This is a genomic window from Pseudomonas sp. Marseille-Q5299, from assembly GCF_943737035.1.
Lineage (GTDB): Bacteria > Pseudomonadota > Gammaproteobacteria > Pseudomonadales > Pseudomonadaceae > Aquipseudomonas > Aquipseudomonas putida_E.
Genome location: NZ_CALSFR010000008.1, coordinates 69814 through 89685 on the forward strand (window position 1 = coordinate 69814; position 19872 = coordinate 89685).

Here is a 19872-nt window from a genome sequence, read left to right on the forward strand (position 1 = left end):
ATCGCCGGCTTGCCGGCGATGAGGCCGGTACTGGCGAAGCAAGTTTTCCCGCAGTATCGGCAATCCTTCCTAGACTTATAAGTCTCCACGAGGCCTGGTCTAGGAAGAGAGCGTCGTCATGTCCCAGTCGCCATCCCTGCATCAACTGCAAGAGCTCAACCCATTCCTGCGTCGCCACCTGGGGCCAGATGCCTCCGAGCAGCAGGCCATGCTCAACGCCCTGGGCTTGAGTAGCCGCAGCGAGCTGATCGAACAGACCGTCCCGCCGGATATCCGCTTCAACCGCGCCCTCGACCTGCCCCCCGCCCTGGATGAACAGGCTGCCTTGGCCAAGCTCGCCGGTTATGCCGAGCAGAACCAGGTGTGGACCAGCCTGATCGGCATGGGTTACCACGGCACCGTCACGCCAACCGTCATCCTGCGCAACGTGCTGGAGAACCCCGGCTGGTACACCGCCTATACGCCTTACCAGCCAGAAATCGCCCAAGGCCGGCTGGAAGCGCTGCTCAACTTTCAGCAAATGGTCATCGACCTGAGCGGCCTGGCCCTGGCCAATGCCTCACTGCTCGATGAAGCCACCGCCGCAGCCGAAGCCATGGCCTTGGCCAAACGCGTGGCGCGCAACAAGAGCAATGCCTTCTTTGCCGATGAACACTGTCACCCGCAGACACTGTCCGTGTTGCGAACCCGGGCTGAAGGTTTTGGTTTCGAGCTGATCGTCGACGCTGTGGATAACCTTGGCCAGCACCAAGTATTCGGCGCTCTGCTGCAGTACCCGGATACCCATGGGGAAGTGCGTGACCTGCGCCCGCTGATTGACCAGTTGCACGGCCAGCATGCCTTGGCATGCGTGGCGGCAGACCTGTTGAGCCTGGTGCTACTCACGCCGCCGGGCGAACTTGGCGCAGACGTGGTGCTTGGCTCGACCCAGCGCTTTGGCGTGCCGATGGGCTATGGCGGCCCGCATGCGGCCTATTTCGCCTGCCGCGAAGACTACAAGCGGGCGATGCCGGGGCGCATCATCGGTGTGTCGCGTGATGCCCGTGGCAACACCGCACTGCGAATGGCCCTGCAGACCCGCGAGCAACACATCCGCCGCGAAAAAGCCAACTCCAACATCTGCACCGCCCAGGTACTGCTGGCCAACATCGCCGGCTTCTATGCGGTGTACCACGGCCCTGAAGGCTTGCAGCGCATTGCACAGCGCGTGCACCGGCTGACCGTCGTGCTCGCCGCGGGCCTTGAGGCCAAGGGCATCAAACGCCTTAACCAGCATTTCTTCGACACCCTTACCCTGGATGTCGGCGGTGCCCAGGCGGCCATCATCGAAAGTGCGCAAGCGGCGTGCATCAACTTGCGCATTCTGGGCCGCGGCCATCTGGGTGTGAGCCTGGACGAAACGTGCAGCGAAGAAACCGTGCTTCGGCTGTTCGACATCTTTCTTGGCGTGGATCATGGCCTTGAGGTCACCGCGCTTGACCAGCAGGTTCTGACAGGGGGTATTCCGGCCGCTCTGGAACGGCGCACGCCGTTCCTCTCCCACCCGGTGTTCAACCTGCATCACAGCGAAACGCAGATGCTGCGCTACCTCAAGCAGCTGGAAAACAAGGACCTGGCGCTGAACCAATCGATGATCCCGCTGGGTTCCTGCACCATGAAGCTCAACGCCACCAGCGAAATGATCCCCATCACCTGGCCCGGATTCGCTCTGCTTCATCCCTTTGCGCCCGATGCTCAGGTCGCAGGCTACAAAGCGATGATCGATGAGCTGGAGCGCTGGCTGTGCGCTATTACCGGTTTTGATGCGATCTGCATGCAACCCAACTCGGGTGCCCAGGGCGAATACGCCGGGCTGATGGCAATCACCCGTTACCACCGCAGCCGTCATCAGCCCCAGCGCACGCTGTGCCTGATCCCTTCGTCGGCCCACGGCACCAACCCTGCTTCAGCGCAGATGGCTGGCATGGAAGTGGTGATCGTCGACTGCGATGACGACGGCAACGTTGACCTCGACGACCTCAAAGCCAAGGCCAAGGCTGCAGGCGAGCGGCTGTCCTGCCTCATGGTTACCTACCCGTCGACACATGGTGTGTATGAGGAGGGCATCCGGGAAATATGTGAGGTGGTGCACCAGCACGGTGGCCAGGTCTACATGGACGGCGCCAACCTCAACGCCCAGGTCGGTCTCACGCGGCCGGCTGACATCGGCGCCGATGTCTCGCACATGAACCTGCACAAGACCTTCTGCATCCCGCACGGTGGCGGCGGCCCCGGGATGGGGCCGATTGGCATCCGTGCACACCTCAAGCCGTTCGTCGCCAGTCATCCGGTGGTGCCGGTGCCGGGCCTGGACCCGAACAACAGCGCGGTCAGCGCCGCGCCTTGGGGCAGTGCGAGCATCCTGCCGATCAGCTGGATGTACATCGCCATGATGGGGCCGCAACTGGCCGATGCGAGCGAAGTGGCCATCCTGTCGGCCAACTACCTGGCCAGCCAGCTTGGTGGGGCTTTCCCGGTGCTGTACAGAGGCCGAAACCAGCGGGTGGCGCACGAGTGCATTCTTGATCTGCGGCCGCTCAAGGCAATTACCGGGATAACTGAAGAGGATGTGGCCAAGCGCCTGATGGACTATGGCTTCCATGCCCCGACCATGTCATTCCCGGTGCCCGGGACCTTGATGGTCGAACCGACAGAGAGCGAGTCGAAAGCCGAGCTGGACCGGTTCGTCGAGGCCATGCTGGCGATCCGTGCGGAGATCGGTGAGGTGCAGCAGAGTAACTGGCCAGCGGAAGACAACCCGCTCAAACATGCGCCACATACCCTGGCCGATGTGCTGGCACCGTGGAGCCGGCCTTACAGCCTTGAGCAGGCTGTAGCCCCCAGCGCTCACGTGCGCCAGCACAAGTACTGGCCGGCGGTGAACCGGGTCGACAACGTGTATGGGGACAGGAACCTGTTCTGTGCGTGCGTACCGGTGGAGGCGTATCGCTGAGTTGAAGTTGGGGCTGCACAGCAGCCCCAGGGGGCTTACTCGGCTACCGCATTCCTGGCCAGGATGGCATTGGCCAGTTCCATGTCGCTGGCTTGCATGCCTGGGTTCTCAGCCCGCACCTGGCGCATTGCCGCCTCCAGGAACGGCCCACGAATAGCACCTTCACTGGCAACGAAGCTGCCGGCGTCATCCTGCGCCGCGACGACCAGCTTGTGGTCCCTGGAGGTCAGGTAAGTCGATGCCGTGGTCGCGCCGGAAGAAATCACGTTGCGCCAGAAGGTATCGGCCATGGCGGAGCCAATGGGCAGCGAAAGCAGGGCAGCGGCTGCGATGGCGGTTGGGAGACGCATGATGAAACACCTCGAAGGGTGAGGGCTGATGGAGCCCGATTTGATTGAGTCTGAGGGGTGTAAGTTCCCAGAAAACAAGGGTTTTTTGCTTATGCGCAGACCCGCAGCACTTCCTCTTGGCAGGTCAGCCCACTGGCCACCTTTGCCTCCCCGCAGCGTTTCAGGTCCAGCAACCCTTCGCTCAATGCCTGTCGCTGCAAGCTGGCAAGGTCCGCCCCTGCGCCTATCCGGGCGCGCAGGCTTTCACTTGGGACCAGCAGCTCGAACACGCCCGTTCGGCCATGAAAGCCGGTGCCCCGGCACAGCAGGCAAGGCTGGCCGCTGGCCGATGATGCGCAGCCCTGGCAGTCACGGCACAGCAAGCGCACCAGGCGCTGCGCCATCACCCCGCTCAGGGAGGCCTTGATCAGGTAATCGGGCACGCCCAGTTCCAGCAGGCGGGTGATGGCGCCACAGCTGTCGTTGGTGTGCAGGGTCGAGAGCACCAGGTGCCCGGTAAGGGCAGCTTGCACGGCTACCAGCGCCGTCTCGCGATCGCGGATCTCGCCGATCATGATGATGTCAGGGTCTTGGCGCAGCAGCGCGCGTACGCCGTTGGCGAAGCTGAGGTCCAGTGCCGGCTGCACCTGTAATTGATTGAAAGCCGGCTCCAGGCGTTCGATCGGGTCTTCGATGGTGCACAGGTTGACCTCGGGCGTGGCCAGCCACTTCAGGCTCGCGTACAGCGTGCTGGTCTTGCCTGAACCGGTAGGGCCGGTGACCAAAAGAATGCCATGACGGCGCTGCAGCAGGGCCTGCCACTGCTGCAGTTGTTCACCTTCCAGGCCCAGGCGGTCGAAGTCTTCCTGTAGCTGTTGTGGGTCGAACAAGCGCAGTACCAGCTTTTCGCCAAAGGGGGTGGGCAGCGTAGACAGGCGCAATTCCACCTCGTGGCCACCTGGCAGGCTGCTCTTCACACGGCCATCCTGCGGCCGGCGTTTTTCCGCGACATCCATGCGGCCCAAGTGCTTCAGGCGGCTGACGACGGCCAGGGTCACGCTGGCCGGGAAGGCGTAGACCGTATGCAGGAGGCCGTCTATGCGATAGCGCAACCGGCCCTGCTCGCGGCGTGGCTCAAGATGGATGTCACTGGCGCGCTGTTCGACAGCGTACTGCAGCAGCCAGTCGACGATGTGCACGATATGCGCGTCGTCTGCCGTGGCGTTGCCCTGGCGCTTGTCCTGCTCCAGCAATTGCTCGAGCTCACCGAGGCTTGCTGACTGCTGATGCTGGGCACCTTGCACCGAGTGGGCGAGGCGAAACAGCGACTGGCCCACCTGGCGCAACTGCAGGGGGCTGGCGAGCACACGGCGGATCGGCCTGCCCAGGCTGCGGGCCAGATCGGTTTGCCAGTCACACTGGTAAGGCTGCGCACTGGCCACGGTGATGCCCAGGCTGTCGCTGGCCAGGATGAGTATGCCGTGGCGATGGGCGAATGCTGGCGATATCAGCCCGTTGACCTGCGACAGGTCGAGTTGCAGTGGGTCGATGCGCTGGTAAGGCTGGCCGACTTTTCTGGCGAGCCATTGGCACAGGCAGTCCAGATGCAGGCGCTGGCCGGGGTGCTGGCGGTCTTCGAGGCCCAGGGCCGCTATGGTTTCGAGCGGATGGCGAGGTGGCTGTGAGGTGGCGTGTTCGAGTACCTGCCTGGCGTCGTTGGCGCTCAGGCGCTGGTCGGCTTGCAGCGTGTCCAGCACGCGCTTGATGTCGAGGGATCGATCGTCGGGGTTGTGCATGGCGGCGTCCGTGCCAAGTGATGAGTTCCTCATGAAGGCTAGCCAGTGGGGCTGGTTCGAGCGTAAGCGAAAGGTTTCGGGATCTTGCCGGGCTGGTAGTAGTCTGTTTCACGGTGAGGGGTGTCGGTTGGTCCTCCCCTCACATTTGCCTGCGCGCATTCGTCTACCCTGTAGGGGTTCCTGCCGGCAGCTTTCGGATAGGCTGTGCAACCATTCGTTCTTTTTTTCGAACAGCCTATTGTCCTATACCCCAGCAGCCGCTTAGCATTCGTTTGAGATTTCAAACGCTCGATGCCCTGCCTTGGGCGCTTTTCAACAATCAACAATTCGGGAAGCCGACATGCAGCTCAAAGACGCTCAGTTGTTCCGCCAGCAAGCCTTCATCAACGGTGAATGGCTGGATGCGGACAGCGGCCAGACCATCAATGTGACCAACCCGGCCACAGGTGAAGTCATCGGTACCGTGCCGAAGATGGGCTCTGCGGAAACCCGCCGCGCCATCGAAGCTGCCGACAAGGCCCTGCCGGCCTGGCGTGCACTGACCGCCAAAGAGCGCTCGAACAAGCTGCGTCGCTGGTTCGAACTGATGATCGAGAACCAGGACGACCTGGCTCGCCTGATGACCACTGAACAAGGCAAGCCACTGGCCGAAGCCAAGGGCGAAATCGCCTACGCAGCCTCGTTCATCGAGTGGTTCGCCGAAGAAGCCAAGCGCGTCTACGGTGATACCATCCCGGGCCACCAGCCTGACAAGCGCCTGATCGTCATCAAGCAGCCGATCGGCGTTACCGCGGCCATCACCCCGTGGAACTTCCCGGCGGCGATGATCACCCGTAAAGCCGGCCCGGCCTTGGCCGCTGGCTGCACCATGGTGCTCAAGCCTGCTTCGCAAACCCCGTACTCTGCCCTGGCCTTGGTCGAGCTGGCTACCCGTGCCGGCATCCCGGCTGGCGTGCTGAGCGTGGTGACCGGCAGCGCTGGCGAAGTTGGCGGCGAGCTGACCGGCAACTCCCTGGTGCGCAAACTGTCCTTCACCGGCTCGACCGAAATCGGTCGCCAGTTGATGGAAGAATGTGCCAAGGACATCAAGAAGGTTTCCCTGGAGCTGGGTGGCAACGCCCCGTTCATCGTGTTCGACGATGCCGACCTGGACAAGGCGGTAGAAGGCGCGATCATCTCCAAGTACCGCAACAACGGCCAGACCTGCGTTTGCGCCAACCGTATCTATGTGCAGGACGGCGTCTACGATGCCTTCGCCGAGAAGCTCAAAGCTGCTGTGGCCAAACTGAAGATCGGTAACGGCCTGGAAGACGGCACCACCACTGGCCCGCTGATCGACGGCAAGGCCGTCGCCAAGGTTCAGGAACACATCGAGGACGCCGTCTCCAAAGGCGCCAAGGTGCTGTCCGGTGGCAAGCTGATCGAAGGCAACTTCTTCGAGCCGACCATCCTGGTCGACGTGCCGAAGACCGCTGCCGTCGCCAAGGAAGAGACCTTCGGCCCGCTGGCGCCGCTGTTCCGCTTCAAGGACGAGGCTGAAGTCATCGCCATGTCCAACGACACCGAGTTCGGCCTGGCCTCGTACTTCTATGCCCGCGACATGAGCCGTGTGTTCCGTGTTGCCGAGGCGCTGGAATACGGCATGGTGGGTATCAACACCGGCCTGATCTCCAACGAAGTCGCGCCGTTTGGCGGCATCAAGGCTTCGGGCCTGGGCCGTGAAGGTTCCAAGTACGGCATCGAGGACTACCTCGAAATCAAGTACCTGTGCATCAGCGTCTGATGCGCTGAAGGCTTTACCTCTGCCAGCGGGGCGCGAGAGCGACGTCTCGCTGGCTTTTTTGACATCGCAGCACCTGGTGGCCAGGGCGTTCACGGCAGTCGATCAACGAATACTGTTCGCGAACACTCCCAGCCACCCCCGAATAAAAGCGCCGCTGATCGGCGCAAATGAGGGCATTATGAGCAAGACCAACGAATCCTTGATGCAACGTCGTGTAGCCGCCGTCCCACGTGGCGTAGGCCAGATTCACCCGATCTTCGTCGAAAGCGCGAAGAACTCGACCGTGATCGACGTTGAAGGCCGCGAACTGATCGACTTCGCCGGCGGCATCGCAGTTCTGAACACCGGCCACCTGCACCCGAAAGTGGTTGCCGCTGTTCAAGAGCAGCTGACCAAAGTCAGCCACACCTGCTTCCAGGTACTGGCTTACGAGCCTTACGTAGAGCTGTGCGAGAAGATCAACAAGCTGGTCCCAGGTGACTTCGACAAGAAGACCCTGCTGGTTTCCACCGGCTCCGAAGCCGTTGAGAACGCCGTGAAAATCGCCCGTGCCGCCACTGGCCGTGCTGGCGTGATCGCCTTCACCGGCGGCTACCACGGCCGCACCATGATGACCCTGGGCCTGACCGGCAAGGTTGTGCCGTACTCCGCAGGCATGGGCCTGATGCCTGGCGGTATCTTCCGCGCCCTGTTCCCGAGCGAACTGCACGGTGTCAGCGTTGACGACGCCATCGCTTCGGTCGAGCGTATCTTCAAGAACGACGCCGAGCCGCGCGACATCGCCGCGATCATCCTCGAGCCGGTACAGGGCGAAGGCGGCTTCCTGCCAGCGCCTAAAGAGCTGATGAAGCGCCTGCGCGCCCTGTGCGACCAGCACGGCATTCTGCTGATCGCCGACGAAGTACAGACTGGCGCTGGCCGTACCGGCACCTTCTTCGCCATGGAACAGATGGGCGTCGCGCCGGACCTGACCACCTTCGCCAAATCCATTGCTGGCGGCTTCCCGCTGGCCGGTGTTTGCGGCAAGGCCGAGATCATGGACGCCATCGCTCCGGGCGGCCTGGGCGGTACTTACGCCGGTTCGCCGATCGCCTGTGCTGCGGCTCTGGCCGTCATCCAGGTGTTCGAAGAAGAGAAGCTGCTGGACCGCAGCAAGGCAGTAGGTGAGCACCTGACCGCTGGCCTGCGCAAGATCCAGGAAAAGCACCCGATCATTGGCGACGTCCGTGGTCTGGGCTCGATGATCGCTGTGGAAGTCTTCGAAAAAGGCACCCACACCCCGAACGCCGCTGCGGTCGCCCAAGTGGTTGCCAAAGCCCGTGACAAGGGTCTGATCCTGCTGTCTTGCGGTACCTACGGCAACGTTCTGCGTATCCTGGTTCCGCTGACCGCCGAAGATGAGCTGCTCGACAAGGGCCTGGCCATCATCGAAGAGTGCTTCGCTGAACTGGCCTGATGTGACACGCTTCATGAAAAAACCCGCTTAGGCGGGTTTTTTTTGTGCCTATTAAAGGCCCTTGGCGCTATGGTTGTGGCAGGACTTGCTTTGGAAGCTGCAACGGATTGCGTGTCAGGGATATTCAGGAGTTGGCCATGAACGCTGCAGACCCCACCCCACCTTGCGTACTGATTGCCGAGGGCGATCCCTGGGTGCGCGACATGCTGCGTGAGATGCTGCTCAGCGTGCGCTGTGATGCCCGGCTGCAGGTGTGCGCCGATGGCTCACAGGCGCTCACGGCATTGGCCAGCAAGCCTGATCTGATCATCGCTGCCCGTGAGCTGGCAGGTGTCGATGGCCTGGACCTGTTGCGCAAGGTGCGCGCCAAGGGGCCGGGGTTGCCGTTCATTCTCATGAGCAACCGCAGTGACAGTGCCAGCGTGCGTGAGGCGCTGCCGCTGCACCCCACGGCTTACCTGAGCAAGCCACTGAACATGGACAACCTGCGCAAGCGCCTGGAAGAGCTGCTGCTTGAAGTGGGTGAGCAGATCGCCTGCCCGGTGCCACCGTTGCAGCCAGGGGCGAGCTTGCCGGCCTTCCTTGAGCAGCGCCGCGCCACCGCCGATGGCGGGCCGCTGTTCGCCGACGTGCAGGTGGCGATCAAGCGCGCGCTGAACCCGCAGGGGCTGGACCTCAAGGTGCTCGAAGAGGAAGTGCGCAACGACCCGCAGGTTACTGCCGTACTGATCGCTGCGGCCAACAGTGCTGCGCTGCACCGCGACGCACCGGTGCAGACCCTGCTGCAGGCGCTGAACAAGCTTGGCAGCACGCAGAGCATGAACCTGATTCTGGGCCTTGCCCTCAAGCGCAGCGCCCGCCTTAGCGACCCGCTGCTGGCGCAGCAGGCGGCGCATTTCTGGAACCTGTCGCTGCATACCGCCGAATACGCTCGTTCGCTTGCGCGCATGCTTGAGCTCGATGAAGAGCTTTGTTACTGCGCCGGGCTGTTGCACTGCCTGGGTGACCTTGCGGTGCTGCGCTGCCTGCAGGAATGGCGGCTGGCAGGTGGTGAACTGCATGATGGCTTGGTGCATGCATCACTGCGCGACTTCGGTGCAGCATTCGGTTCGGCGCTGCGAACCCGCTGGCGCTTGCCGCTGGGCCTGCGTGAGCTGATCGCAGCAATCTATCAGTTGGGCGGTGGGGTGTATTCGCGGGAGATCCTGGCCATGAACCTGGCAGGGCAACTGGCAAGGCTGCCGGCGGGTCAGGGGTTGGAGAAGGTGGCCGACAACAAGACCGCGCGCTTGCTCAAGGTTGGGTTGGCGCAGTTGAGCCGGTTGCGCAAGGTGCAGAACCCTGAGGTAAAACCGCAAGATGAAGAGCCGCCTGTTCCCGAAGAAAAGGTGCCGACCTGAGTTTTGGGGCCGCCGTGCGCAGCCACTGGCTCAGCCCCGCACGATCTGATTCTTGCCCTGCCGTTTGGCCCGGTACATCGCTGCATCGGCCCGAGCGAAGAGGCTGTCCAGTGAGTCATCCTCATCCGTTAGCCCGGTCAACCCCTGGCTTACCGTCACTCCATACACCTGCTCGCCATGGCTGAAACTCAGCCGCTGAATCTCGCGCTGCAGGCGCTCGGCAATCTGCTCGGCGACCTGCGCATTGCAGCCGGGGAACACTGCGGCAAACTCCTCGCCACCAATACGCCCAAAAAGGTCGCCGCGGCGCAGCACTGCCTTGCCGCTGTCGGCAATGCGTTGCAATACCTGGTCGCCTTCCTGATGGCCGTAGCTGTCGTTGATCTGCTTGAAGTCATCGATGTCCAGTAGCAGGAACGCCAGTGGCGTGCCGTCTTCGCGTGCGCTGTCGAAGGCTTGGCCTGCACATTCGAAAAAGTGCCGGCGGTTGCTGCTCTGGGTCAGCACGTCCGTGGTGGCCAGGCGATGCAGCTCGCCCTCAAGCTGCTTCTTGTCGGTGATGTCTTCGGCAATGCCGACGATTATCACCCGGTCACCTTCCTGCTGCTGGTTGATGTAGCACTTGTCACTGAGCCAGCGTACCTGGCCGTTTGCATTGAGAATGCGGTACTCGCGGTCTTCAACCGCGCCTTTGATCAGCACCTGGGCCAGGCTGCGCTCGGCGTATTCCAGGTCATCGGGGTAGATGCTGTCGCGCCATTCGTTGAAGTCCGCCAACACCAGGCTCGTGGGGCGGCCGAAGATGCGTTCGTAGGCGGGGCTGACGTAGAGCACCTGGCGTGTTTCCCAGTCGAACGCCCAGAGCACCGCGTTGACGCTGTCGAGCAACGAGCTGTAGAGCTGTTCACGTTCGCTCAGGCGAGCCACTTCGCCTTGGGCATGCAGCAAGGCCAGCAGTATTTGGGCTGCCTCGGGAGCTGAATTGCCGGGCAGCGTTGAATGGATGTTCTTGGCCATGTGCACGGAGCGGCTCTCGACGGGTAAGCGTGCGGCCAAAGACCGGCCCGCCACGCGGGCGATGTGCCGGCTTTGAGTGGTTTTTCAGGGGGGAAGTTCCAGCGTGCACGCCCCGTTGCGGGGCGTGCCGATCAACGGTGCTCAGGCGCCGTTCGGGCGCAGGGAGTAGGTTTTCAACTGCGCTGCGAAGTCGTGCAGGGCGTGAATGCCACTGGCTTCCGCCTCGTGCACCCAGTCTTTCATGGCGGCCAGCATGTCGTGACCATTGGCGCTGGTACGGGCCCAGATCTGCTGCAAGGCCAAGCGTTTCTCATAGATGGTCTTGAGTGCCTGGCTCTGCTCAAGCAGGGACTCGATGCGCACATGGTGACGCTCTTCGAGCAGGCTGGGTTCCCGCGACAGCAGGCGTTTGGCCCGGCGGAAGCGATGGCGTACCGACGCATCGACCTTGGCCAGTTCCTGTTTGACCAACGGGCCGATCACCAGCTTGCGGTACTGGGCCATGATCTGGAAGCGGTTGTTGAGGATGGCCATGGTGGTGTCCATGTCCAGGTTGGCCTTGCCTTCGACGCGATGGGCGATAGGCGCCACCCGTTGTACTTTGGCCAGCCGCAGCAGGCACAACAGGCGTATCCAGGCCCAGCCGGCATCGAACTCCCAGCGCTTGACCGACAGCTTGGCCGAATTGGGGTAAGTGTGGTGGTTGTTGTGCAGTTCTTCGCCACCGATGACGATGCCCCATGGCACCAGGTTGGTAGCAGCGTCGCGGCACTCGAAGTTGCGGTAGCCCACCGCATGGCCCAAGCCGTTGACCACACCCGCTGCCCAGAACGGAATCCACATCATCTGCACCGCCCAGATGGTGATGCCGATGGTGCCGAACAGCAGCAGGTCGAGCACCGCCATCAGGGCGATACCGCCATGTTTGTAGCGTGAGTAGAGATTGCGCTCGATCCAGTCATCCGGGCAGTTTTTGCCGTAGATGCGCAGGGTTTCGGGGTTGAGTGCTTCTTCCCGATAGAGTTCGGCGCCTTTGCGCAGCACCGTGCCCAGGCCTTTGTGTACCGGGCTGTGCGGGTCGTCCGGGGTTTCGCACTTGGCGTGGTGCTTGCGGTGCACTGCTGTCCACTCGCGGGTGTTCTGCGCCGTGGTCAGCCACAGCCAGAAGCGGAAGAAGTGCTTGAGCGCGCCATTGAGCTCCAGGGCACGATGGGCGGAGTAGCGGTGCAGATAAATGGTGACGCTGATGATGGTCACGTGAGTCATCAGCAGGGTAACGCCAACCAGTTGCCAGGCCGACAAGTCGAGCAGACCGTAATACCACATAGGTGTCAAAACCCTCGAAGACACAGGGGAAGGCTCTGATTATCCCTTGGCAGGGAAATAAAACCAGTCACCCTTGCAGATAGGACGTCACGGCATGTTTCTGCCTCTATAATGCCCCATCATTTTTCATGGACTTTTGTTGCCGACATGTCTGTTTCCGTTCGCGACGCCTTGCGCATGGCCGCGCTGTATCTGGTGCTCTCGATCCTCTGGCTGGTGCTGTCAGAGGTGGTTTTGCGCAGCATGTCTGAAGACCCTCTGGCCTTGGCCGTGGGGCGGCAGATCAATGTTGTTCTATGGGTGCTGGCCAGCGCGGGGCTGATTTTCTTTACCCGTGCCCGTCTGCTCAATTTCATCGGTGTCGGCGCACGGCTTCGCAGCGAAGACCGCGCCCGCCTGCGTATGGCCGCAGCCGTGTTCGACAGTACCCTGGAGGGCGTGCTGGTCACTGACCGCCAGGGGCTGATCGTGCACGTCAACCGTGCCTTCATGCGGATCACGGGTTACCAGCAGGACGAAGTGCTCGGCCAGCGCCCGAGCAAGTTCAAGTCGGGCCGGCACGGCGTGCCGTTCTATCAGCAGATTTATGCCACCCTGGCAGAGAAGGGCGAGTGGAGCGGGGAGATATGGAACCGGCGCAAGAGCGGTGAAATCTACCCGCAATGGCAGACAATCCGCGCCATACACGATGATGGCGGTGAGATGACCCATTATGTCGCGGTTTTCAGCGACATCAGCGCGATCAAGCATACCGAGCAGGAACTGGCCTACCTGGCCCACCACGACCCCCTTACCGGCTTGCCCAACCGTCTGCTGTTCAACGACCGGGCCGAGCAGGCACTGGCTTCGGCACAGGCCAACAAGCGAGGATGTGCTTTGTTGCTGCTTGACCTTGACCACTTTCAAAGCATCAACGACGGCTTGGGCCACACCATCGGTGATCAGCTGCTCAAGCTGGTAGGCGAGCGTCTGGCCGAGGTGGTGGGCAATGGCGTGACCTTGGCGCGCCTGGGCGGTGACGAGTTTGGTGTGCTGGCAGAGAACTGCCAGCAGGTCGGCCAGGCCGGCAAACTGGCACAGGCGCTCATCGAACGCATGCGTGAACCGTTCGAGTTCGACGGGCATCGGCTGTTCATCAGCGTCAGCGTTGGCATCAGCCTGTTCCCCAGCGATGCGTTGAGCGCCGAACAGCTACTGCGCAACGCCGACTCGGCGCTGTTCAAGGCCAAGCACAATGGCCGCGCCTGTTACGCGCTGTACACCGAAGAGCTGACAGCACACGCCCAGCACCGGGTGGAAACGGCAGGCGAGCTGCGCCGTGCGCTGGCGCAAGACGAACTGCGGGTGTTCTACCAGCCGGTGTTCGACCTGTTCACCTCGAAGATGGTCGGGGTGGAGGCACTGGTGCGTTGGCAGCACCCGCAACGTGGCTTGGTGCCGCCAAGCGAATTCATCCCTATCGCCGAGCGTACCGGGCTGATTGCCGACATCGATGCCTGGGTGCTGCGCGAGGCGTGCCGGCAGATGGTCAGTTGGCAGGCTGACGGGCGCCTGCTCGAGTTCGTTGCGGTCAACATCTCCAGCCGGTTGTTCGGCCAGCGTGAGCTGTACCGGCAAGTGGCCGGGGTGTTGCACGAAACCGGTCTGGATCCGTCGCTGCTGGAGGTGGAGGTGACCGAGAGTGCAGTCATGGAAGACCCCGAAGTCGCGCTGGAGCAGTTGCACCGGCTGCGTGAGCTGGGCTTGAACCTGGCAATCGATGACTTTGGCACCGGCTACTCGTCGTTGCTGCGGCTAAAGCGCCTGCCGGTGCAGAAGCTGAAGATCGACCAGGGCTTCGTCGCCGGCTTGCCGATGGATGACGACGACGTCGCGATCGTGCGGGTGATCATCGCCCTGGCCCGGAGCATGGGCATGCAGGTGCACGCTGAGGGCATCGAGCAGCCGGAGCAGGCCAGGTTCCTGCTGGAGCAGCAGTGCCAGCTGGGGCAGGGCTACTGGTTCGGGCGGCCCGTGCCGGCTGAGGGTTTGCGTTGGAACTGAGTAGGGCCGCTTCGCGCCCCATCGCCGGTTTGCCGGCGATGGGCCAGTGAAACGAATGCCGATTATTCGGAAGCCGCAGTCCCGAGAAACTTGCGCAAGAACTGCCGCGTCCGCTCTTCCTTGGGATTGGCAAACAGCGCCTTGGCCTCGCCCTGCTCTACGATCACCCCCTTGTCGAAGAAGATCACCCGGTTAGCCACATCACGCGCAAAGCTCATCTCATGGGTGACGATGATCATGGTGCGCTTTTCTTCCGCCAGGCCGCGGATGGTCGCCAGCACCTCGCCGACCAGCTCAGGGTCGAGCGCCGAGGTGGGTTCATCGAACAGAATCACCTCAGGTTCCATGGCCAGCGCCCGGGCGATGGCAACGCGCTGTTGCTGTCCGCCCGAAAGGCGTTTGGGGTAGGCGTCTTCCTTGCCTGCCAGCCCGACCTTGGCCAGCAGCTTGCGGCCCAGCTCGATGGCTTGGGCGCGGGGCGTCTTCTTGACGATCACCGGCCCTTCGATGACGTTTTCCAGCGCTGTGCGATGAGGGAACAGGTTGAAGCTCTGGAACACGAAGCCGGCCTGCTGGCGCAAGCGGCGAATGGCACTTTGCTGATTGCCAAGCGGGCGGTTGGCATCGATGCTGATGGCACCAATCTGAATGCGCCCGGCGTCAGGCGTTTCCAGCAGGTTGAGGCAACGCAGGAAGGTGGTCTTGCCCGAGCCGCTGGGGCCGATGATGGCCACCACTTCGCCCGGTTGCACGGTCAGGTCGATGCCGTTGAGCACGGTCTGGCCTTTGAACTGCTTGGTCAGGCCTTCTACTACGATCATCTTCAGTGCTCCTGGTCGTGCTGGTTGACCCGCGCTTCCATGCGGTTCTGGAAGTGCGCGAGGATGCTGCAGAGGACCCAGTAGACCACCGCAACGGCCAGGTACATGGTGAATACTTCGAAAGTGCGTGCAGTAATCAGCTGCGCCTGGCGGAACAGCTCGGGCACCTGGATGGTCGCCGCCAAGGCGGTGTCCTTGACCAGCGAGATGAAGCTGTTACCCAGCGGTGGCAATGCCGTGCGCAGTGCTTGCGGCAGGATCGCCCGGCGCATGGCCTGGGTGCGGGTCATGCCGATGCTGGCGGCTGCTTCCCACTGGCCACGGTCGATCGAGGAGATCGCCGCACGCAGGATTTCGCAGATGTACGCTGCCATGTTCAGCGACAGGCCAATCAGCGAGGCCGGGATCGGGTCGAGTTCGATGCCGATCTGCGGCATGCCGAAGTAGATCACGAACAGCTGCACCAGCAGCGGCGTGCCCCGGAAGAACGACACATAGATGCGTGCCAGCCAGTCCAGCGGCAGGATCTTCGACAGGCGCATCAGTGCCAGGGCAAAACCCAGTACCAGGCCGAAGAACATGCCGCCGACACTCAGCAGCACTGTATAACCCGCGCCCTTGAGCAGGAAGGGCGCGGAATCGACAACGAGTTGCAGGCTTTCAGCGATCATTTGGTGACATCGGCACCGAAGTATTTCTCGGACAGCTTGGCCAGGGTGCCATCGGCCTTGAGCTTGTCGATGGCCTTGTTGATGGCCGCCAGCAGCTCCGGCTCACCCTTGCGCAGGGCCACGCCACTTTCCAGGCGCGAGAAGGCGTCGCCTGCAAGCTCGGTGTCCTTGGCTTTTTGCGCGTATTCCAGGGCGGCCAGGCGGTCGATCAGGATGGCGTCGATACGGCCGTTGCGCAGGTCGGCGAACTTGCTCGGGTCATCTTCATAGGTGCGCACTTCAGCGTTCGGAACGTCCTGCTTCACCCACTGTTCGTAATTGGTGCCCAGGCCCACGCCGACCTTCTTGCCGGCCAGGTCCTGCGCGGTCTTGATGTTCAACTGCTCGGCTTTCTTCTTCAGGATCAGCGCCTGGATGCCGGAGACGGTGTAGGGCTCGGAGAAGTCGTACTTCTTCTTGCGCTCCTCGGAGATGGTCACTTGGTTGACCACCACGTCCAGGCGCTTGGATTCCAGCGCTGCAAGGATGCCATCCCATTTGGTTGGCTGGATCTTGGCCTTGACGCCCAGCTCCTTGGCCAGCAGTTCTGAAAACTCGACCTCGAAGCCGGCGAGCTTGCCGTTTTCATCCTGGAAGCTGAACGGCGGGTAGGTGCCCTCGAGGCCGACGTTGATCACGCCTTTTTCCTGGATGGTTTTCAGTTGCTCGCCGGCGAATGCCTGGCTGAACAGACCGGTGCCCAGCAGGATGGCCAGGCTGGCATTGAGAAGCGGTTTGGCGAATTTCGACATGTCAGGCCCCGCGCTTGTTGTGGAAGTGGTGGGTGGCGACTATAGGGTTGGCTTCATAGGCCAGGAAATAATAAAAACTTATTTTGTTATTTCCTTTTTGATCTGTGCCGGGTTTTGGCTGCTTTGTGGGTAGGCGACGATGCCGGGTCCGTCATCGCGGCTTATGCCCGACTTAGCGCAGGATGGAATAAAGCGTTGTTTTTTCCAAGGGGCTGATTTGCCGTAAAGTGGATTGCAAACTATCTGATTGGCCCTGGCAGGAGATCACCGTGAGCGAACAACCTTCATCCGCGCATTGGCAGTTGCACAATATTGTCAGCGGCCTGCGCAGCGCCCGTGAGCAGTGGCGAAGCCACAATGGCCGCAGCATTGGCGAGCAGGGCGGGCGCGAATTGCCCTCGCGCGAGGCCATTCGCCAGGTCCTCGAGCAGTTGTGCGGTGCGCTGTTCCCGATGCGTTTGGGCCCGGTCGACCTGCGCGAAGAGAGCGAGGACTTCTACGTTGGCCACACCCTCGACGCCGCGCTGACCGCGTTGCTGGCCCAGGCACGTCTGGAACTGCGCTATGCCGCGCGCCAGAGCAATGCCGACCTGGCCGCCGTCGATGCCCAGGCACTGCGCCTGATCCAGGATTTTGCCGCCGCCCTGCCAGGCCTGCGCGTGCTGCTCGACACCGATGTACTTGCCGCCTACCACGGTGACCCGGCCGCGCGCAGCGTCGATGAAGTGCTGCTGTGCTACCCGGGCATACTCGCCATCATCCATCACCGACTGGCCCACCATTTGTACCAGGCCGGTTTGCCATTGTTGGCGCGCATCTGTTCGGAGCTGGCGCATTCGGCCACGGGTATCGATATCCACCCGGGCGCGCAGATCGGCCCGAGCTTCTTCATCGACCACGGTACCGGTGTGGTGATCGGCGAGACTGCGATCATCGGTGAGCGTGTGCGCATCTACCAGGCGGTGACCCTTGGCGCCAAGCGTTTCCCGAGCGATGAGTCGGGTACGTTGCACAAAGGCCTGGCCCGCCACCCGATCGTCGAGGACGATGTTGTGATCTACGCGGGGGCGACCATCCTGGGAAGGATCACCATTGGTAAAGGTTCGACCATTGGCGGCAATGTGTGGCTGACCCGGAGTGTGCCGGCCGAAAGCAACATTACCCAGGCCAATCTACAGTTGGATTGCCAGGGCAAGAATTGACCTGAATGCTTCACTGCCTGTACCGGCCCTATCGCCGGTGCAGGAATGCGCCGATCAGCAGCCCGGGTCGCATCGAATCCCGATCCATGTTTAACTTGAACGCTTGTTCAACGAAAAAACGCTGGTCCGCTGCCGGTGTTCAACAGGAGGATTCCTTTGCTGAACCCGTTCATTCCGAACCTCACGTCAATCGACGAGGTGCATGCCCCATGAGTGCACCGACCCCTTCCAACAGCCAGATCCGCATGAACCCTCCGGTGTTCTATTTTGCGGCAAGCTTCATCCTCATCTTCGGCCTGGTGGTCATCGCCCAACCGCAAGCAGCGGGCGACTGGCTCTTGGCAGCGCAGAACTGGGCGGCCAACACGGTCGGCTGGTACTACATGCTGGCCATGACCCTGTACCTGGTCTTCGTGGTGGTCACCGCCTTGTCCGGCTACGGCAAGATCAAGCTCGGTGCCGACCACGACGAACCCGAGTTCAGCTACCTGTCGTGGGCCGGCATGTTGTTCGCCGCCGGTATCAGCATCACGCTGTTCTTCTTCTGCGTTTCCGAACCCCTGACCCACATGCTCCAGCCCCCCCAGGGTGAGGCGGGCACGGCGGAGGCCGGGCGCCAGGCGATGCAGATACTGTTCCTGCACTGGGGCCTGCATGGCTGGGGCGTGTTTGCCTTCGTCGGCATGGCGCTGGCCTACTTCGCCTACCGCCACAACCTGCCGCTGGCTTTGCGTTCGGCGCTGTACCCGCTGATCGGCAAGCGTATCAACGGGCCGATCGGTTACGCGGTAGACGGTTTCGGCATCATCGCCACGGTGTTCGGCCTGGGCGCCGACATGGGCTTCGGGGTGCTGCACCTCAATGCCGGCCTCGACTACCTGTTCGGCATCAGCCATAGCCAATGGGTGCAGATCGCGCTCATCGTCCTGATGATGGGCGCTGCGGTGGCCGTAGCGGTCGCGGGGGTGGAGAAAGGTGTGCGGGTGATGAGCGACATCAACCTGTTCCTGGCCTGTGCCCTGCTGCTGTTCGTGCTGTTCGCCGGGCCCACCCAGCACCTGTTCAATACCTTGATCCAGAACCTTGGCGATTACCTCGGCGCCCTGCCACGCAAGAGCTTCGACGTTTATGCCTATGGCGAAAACCGCGACTGGCTGGGCGGCTGGACGGTGTTCTACTGGGCCTGGTGGATTGCCTGGGCGCCTTTCGTGGGGCTGTTCATCGCGCGTATCTCGCGTGGCCGCACCATCCGTGAATTCGTCTTCGGTGTGCTGCTGATCCCGCTGGGCTTCACCCTGGCGTGGATGTCGATCTTCGGCAACAGCGCGCTGGACCAGGTGCTGAACCACGGCATGACCGCGCTCGGCCAGTCGGCCATCGATAACCCGTCGATGAGCCTGTACCTGCTGCTGGAGACCTACCCGTGGAGCAAGACCGTCATCGCGGTGACGGTGTTCATCAGCTTCGTGTTCTTCGTCACATCGGCGGACTCGGGCACGGTGGTGCTGTCGACCTTGTCCGCCAAGGATGGCGGTGCTGATGAAGACGGCCCGAACTGGTTGCGGATCTTCTGGGGCGCGATGACCGCGCTGATCACCAGCAGCCTGCTGTTCGCCGGCAGCATCGATTCGCTCAAATCGGCGGTGGTGCTGACCTCGCTGCCGTTCTCGTTGATCCTGCTGTGCATGATGTGGGGCCTGCATAAGGCGTTCTACCTTGAGTCGCAGCGCCAGATCGCCCAGTTGCATTCGCTGGCACCGTTCGCGCAGTCCCGCCGTGGCCGTGGTGGTTGGCGCCAGCGCCTGAGCCAGGCGGTGCACTTCCCGTCACGCGATGAGGTGTACCGCTTCATGGACGACGTGGTGCGCCCGGCGATTGCCGATGTGCGCGAGGTGTTCGAGCAGAAAGGCCTGGTACTGGTGACCCAGGATGACCCTAGCCACGACAACGTCAGCCTGAAGGTCGGCCATGGTGAAGAGCAGCCGTTCATCTATCAGGTGCAGATGCGCGGGTATTTCACACCGTCGTTCGCGCTGGGTGGGTTGGGGACGCAGGATTTGAAGAACCGCCGTTATTACCGGGCGGAGGTGCACCTTAGCGAGGGCAGCCAGAACTACGACCTGGTGGGCTACAGCAAGGAGCAGATCATCAACGACATCCTCGACCAGTACGAGCGGCATATGCAGTTCTTGCATCTGGTCAGGTAGATCGCTGGGGCCGCTTTGCGGCCCTTTCGCGACACAAG

The 19872-nt window shown here is 62.2% G+C and carries 14 protein-coding genes; 7 read left to right on the forward strand and 7 right to left on the reverse strand.

All coding sequences use genetic code 11. The features are described 5' to 3' along the window. The first annotated feature begins 118 nt into the window (after positions 1–118). Positions 119–2992: an aminomethyl-transferring glycine dehydrogenase gene (gene gcvP, locus NGJ21_RS21080; protein ID WP_251962609.1), complete on the forward strand. Its 2874-nt coding sequence runs from the start codon at positions 119–121 to the stop codon at positions 2990–2992. A 35-nt stretch (positions 2993–3027) separates the two neighbouring features. Here the strand turns inward: gcvP and NGJ21_RS21085 are convergent, their stop codons facing one another. Both NGJ21_RS21085 and NGJ21_RS21090 read right to left on the reverse strand, forming a co-directional pair. Beyond that, a complete protein-coding gene (locus NGJ21_RS21085; protein ID WP_046788205.1) occupies positions 3028–3342 on the reverse strand; it encodes a DUF2388 domain-containing protein in 315 nt (104 codons plus the stop codon). An 89-nt stretch (positions 3343–3431) separates the two neighbouring features. Next, positions 3432–5117 carry a GspE/PulE family protein gene (locus NGJ21_RS21090; RefSeq protein ID WP_251962610.1) on the reverse strand — a complete coding sequence of 562 codons (1686 nt, stop codon included), beginning with the start codon at positions 5115–5117 and terminating at the stop codon, positions 3432–3434. A 340-nt stretch (positions 5118–5457) separates the two neighbouring features. On the opposite strand from NGJ21_RS21090, the gene gabD reads away from it, so the two are divergent. From gabD to NGJ21_RS21105, 3 genes are all read left to right on the forward strand, one after another. Continuing rightward, positions 5458–6900 carry an NADP-dependent succinate-semialdehyde dehydrogenase gene (gene gabD / locus NGJ21_RS21095; protein ID WP_046788207.1) on the forward strand — a complete coding sequence of 481 codons (1443 nt, stop codon included), beginning with the start codon at positions 5458–5460 and terminating at the stop codon, positions 6898–6900. Positions 6901–7078: 178 nt separating this feature from the next. Next, entirely contained in the window at positions 7079–8356 is a 1278-nt protein-coding gene (gabT, locus tag NGJ21_RS21100) for a 4-aminobutyrate--2-oxoglutarate transaminase (protein ID WP_012316754.1), read from the forward strand. A gap of 137 nt (positions 8357–8493) precedes the next feature. After that, positions 8494–9756, forward strand: a complete 1263-nt coding sequence (locus tag NGJ21_RS21105; protein WP_237860273.1) for a response regulator — start codon at positions 8494–8496, stop codon at positions 9754–9756. 30 nt (positions 9757–9786) lie between these two features. Here NGJ21_RS21105 and NGJ21_RS21110 read toward each other — a convergent pair whose 3' ends face one another. Both NGJ21_RS21110 and desA read right to left on the reverse strand, forming a co-directional pair. Further along, positions 9787–10773, reverse strand: coding sequence for a GGDEF domain-containing protein (locus tag NGJ21_RS21110; protein WP_046788209.1), 987 nt, complete (start codon positions 10771–10773; stop codon positions 9787–9789). A 141-nt stretch (positions 10774–10914) separates the two neighbouring features. Then, entirely contained in the window at positions 10915–12099 is a 1185-nt protein-coding gene (desA, locus tag NGJ21_RS21115) for a delta-9 fatty acid desaturase DesA (protein ID WP_046788210.1), read from the reverse strand. Between the two features lie 147 nt (positions 12100–12246). Between desA and dibA the strand changes: the two genes are divergently transcribed. Further along, positions 12247–14142 carry a phosphodiesterase DibA gene (gene dibA, locus NGJ21_RS21120; RefSeq protein WP_115273136.1) on the forward strand — a complete coding sequence of 632 codons (1896 nt, stop codon included), beginning with the start codon at positions 12247–12249 and terminating at the stop codon, positions 14140–14142. A 62-nt stretch (positions 14143–14204) separates the two neighbouring features. On the opposite strand, the gene tcyN is transcribed toward dibA, so the two are convergent. The 3 genes from tcyN to tcyJ are packed head-to-tail and all read right to left on the reverse strand — an operon-like array spanning position 14205 to position 16425. Then, positions 14205–14963: an L-cystine ABC transporter ATP-binding protein TcyN gene (gene tcyN, locus NGJ21_RS21125; protein WP_046788212.1), complete on the reverse strand. Its 759-nt coding sequence runs from the start codon at positions 14961–14963 to the stop codon at positions 14205–14207. A gap of 2 nt (positions 14964–14965) precedes the next feature. Continuing rightward, the gene (tcyL, locus tag NGJ21_RS21130; protein ID WP_039603142.1) at positions 14966–15634 is read right to left on the reverse strand and encodes a cystine ABC transporter permease; all 669 of its coding nucleotides are present in this window, start codon (positions 15632–15634) and stop codon (positions 14966–14968) included. Then, entirely contained in the window at positions 15631–16425 is a 795-nt protein-coding gene (gene tcyJ / locus NGJ21_RS21135; RefSeq protein ID WP_115273135.1) for a cystine ABC transporter substrate-binding protein, read from the reverse strand. The genes tcyL and tcyJ overlap by 4 nt, the downstream gene beginning before the upstream one ends. A 269-nt stretch (positions 16426–16694) precedes the next feature. Here tcyJ and epsC point away from each other — a divergent pair, with 269 nt between their 5' ends. Together epsC and betT are read left to right on the forward strand one after the other, a co-directional pair. Then, positions 16695–17627 (forward strand): serine O-acetyltransferase EpsC, encoded by a 933-nt coding sequence (epsC, locus tag NGJ21_RS21140; RefSeq protein ID WP_174141987.1) that lies wholly within the window; start codon positions 16695–16697, stop codon positions 17625–17627. 245 nt (positions 17628–17872) lie between these two features. Continuing rightward, the gene (gene betT, locus NGJ21_RS21145; RefSeq protein WP_217433396.1) at positions 17873–19834 is read left to right on the forward strand and encodes a choline BCCT transporter BetT; all 1962 of its coding nucleotides are present in this window, start codon (positions 17873–17875) and stop codon (positions 19832–19834) included. The last annotated feature ends 38 nt before the right edge of the window (positions 19835–19872 follow it).

Bases quoted from the DNA above. Each gene is read 5' to 3' on its own strand.
- gcvP (WP_251962609.1), top strand. From the start codon at position 119: ATGTCCCAGTCGCCATCCCTGCATCAACTGCAAGAGCTCAACCCATTC.
- NGJ21_RS21085 (WP_046788205.1), bottom strand. From the start codon at position 3,342: ATGCGTCTCCCAACCGCCATCGCAGCCGCTGCCCTGCTTTCGCTGCCC.
- NGJ21_RS21090 (WP_251962610.1), bottom strand. From the start codon at position 5,117: ATGCACAACCCCGACGATCGATCCCTCGACATCAAGCGCGTGCTGGAC.
- gabD (WP_046788207.1), top strand. From the start codon at position 5,458: ATGCAGCTCAAAGACGCTCAGTTGTTCCGCCAGCAAGCCTTCATCAAC.
- gabT (WP_012316754.1), top strand. From the start codon at position 7,079: ATGAGCAAGACCAACGAATCCTTGATGCAACGTCGTGTAGCCGCCGTC.
- NGJ21_RS21105 (WP_237860273.1), top strand. From the start codon at position 8,494: ATGAACGCTGCAGACCCCACCCCACCTTGCGTACTGATTGCCGAGGGC.
- NGJ21_RS21110 (WP_046788209.1), bottom strand. From the start codon at position 10,773: ATGGCCAAGAACATCCATTCAACGCTGCCCGGCAATTCAGCTCCCGAG.
- desA (WP_046788210.1), bottom strand. From the start codon at position 12,099: ATGTGGTATTACGGTCTGCTCGACTTGTCGGCCTGGCAACTGGTTGGC.
- dibA (WP_115273136.1), top strand. From the start codon at position 12,247: ATGTCTGTTTCCGTTCGCGACGCCTTGCGCATGGCCGCGCTGTATCTG.
- tcyN (WP_046788212.1), bottom strand. From the start codon at position 14,963: ATGATCGTAGTAGAAGGCCTGACCAAGCAGTTCAAAGGCCAGACCGTG.
- tcyL (WP_039603142.1), bottom strand. From the start codon at position 15,634: ATGATCGCTGAAAGCCTGCAACTCGTTGTCGATTCCGCGCCCTTCCTG.
- tcyJ (WP_115273135.1), bottom strand. From the start codon at position 16,425: ATGTCGAAATTCGCCAAACCGCTTCTCAATGCCAGCCTGGCCATCCTG.
- betT (WP_217433396.1), top strand. From the start codon at position 17,873: ATGAACCCTCCGGTGTTCTATTTTGCGGCAAGCTTCATCCTCATCTTC.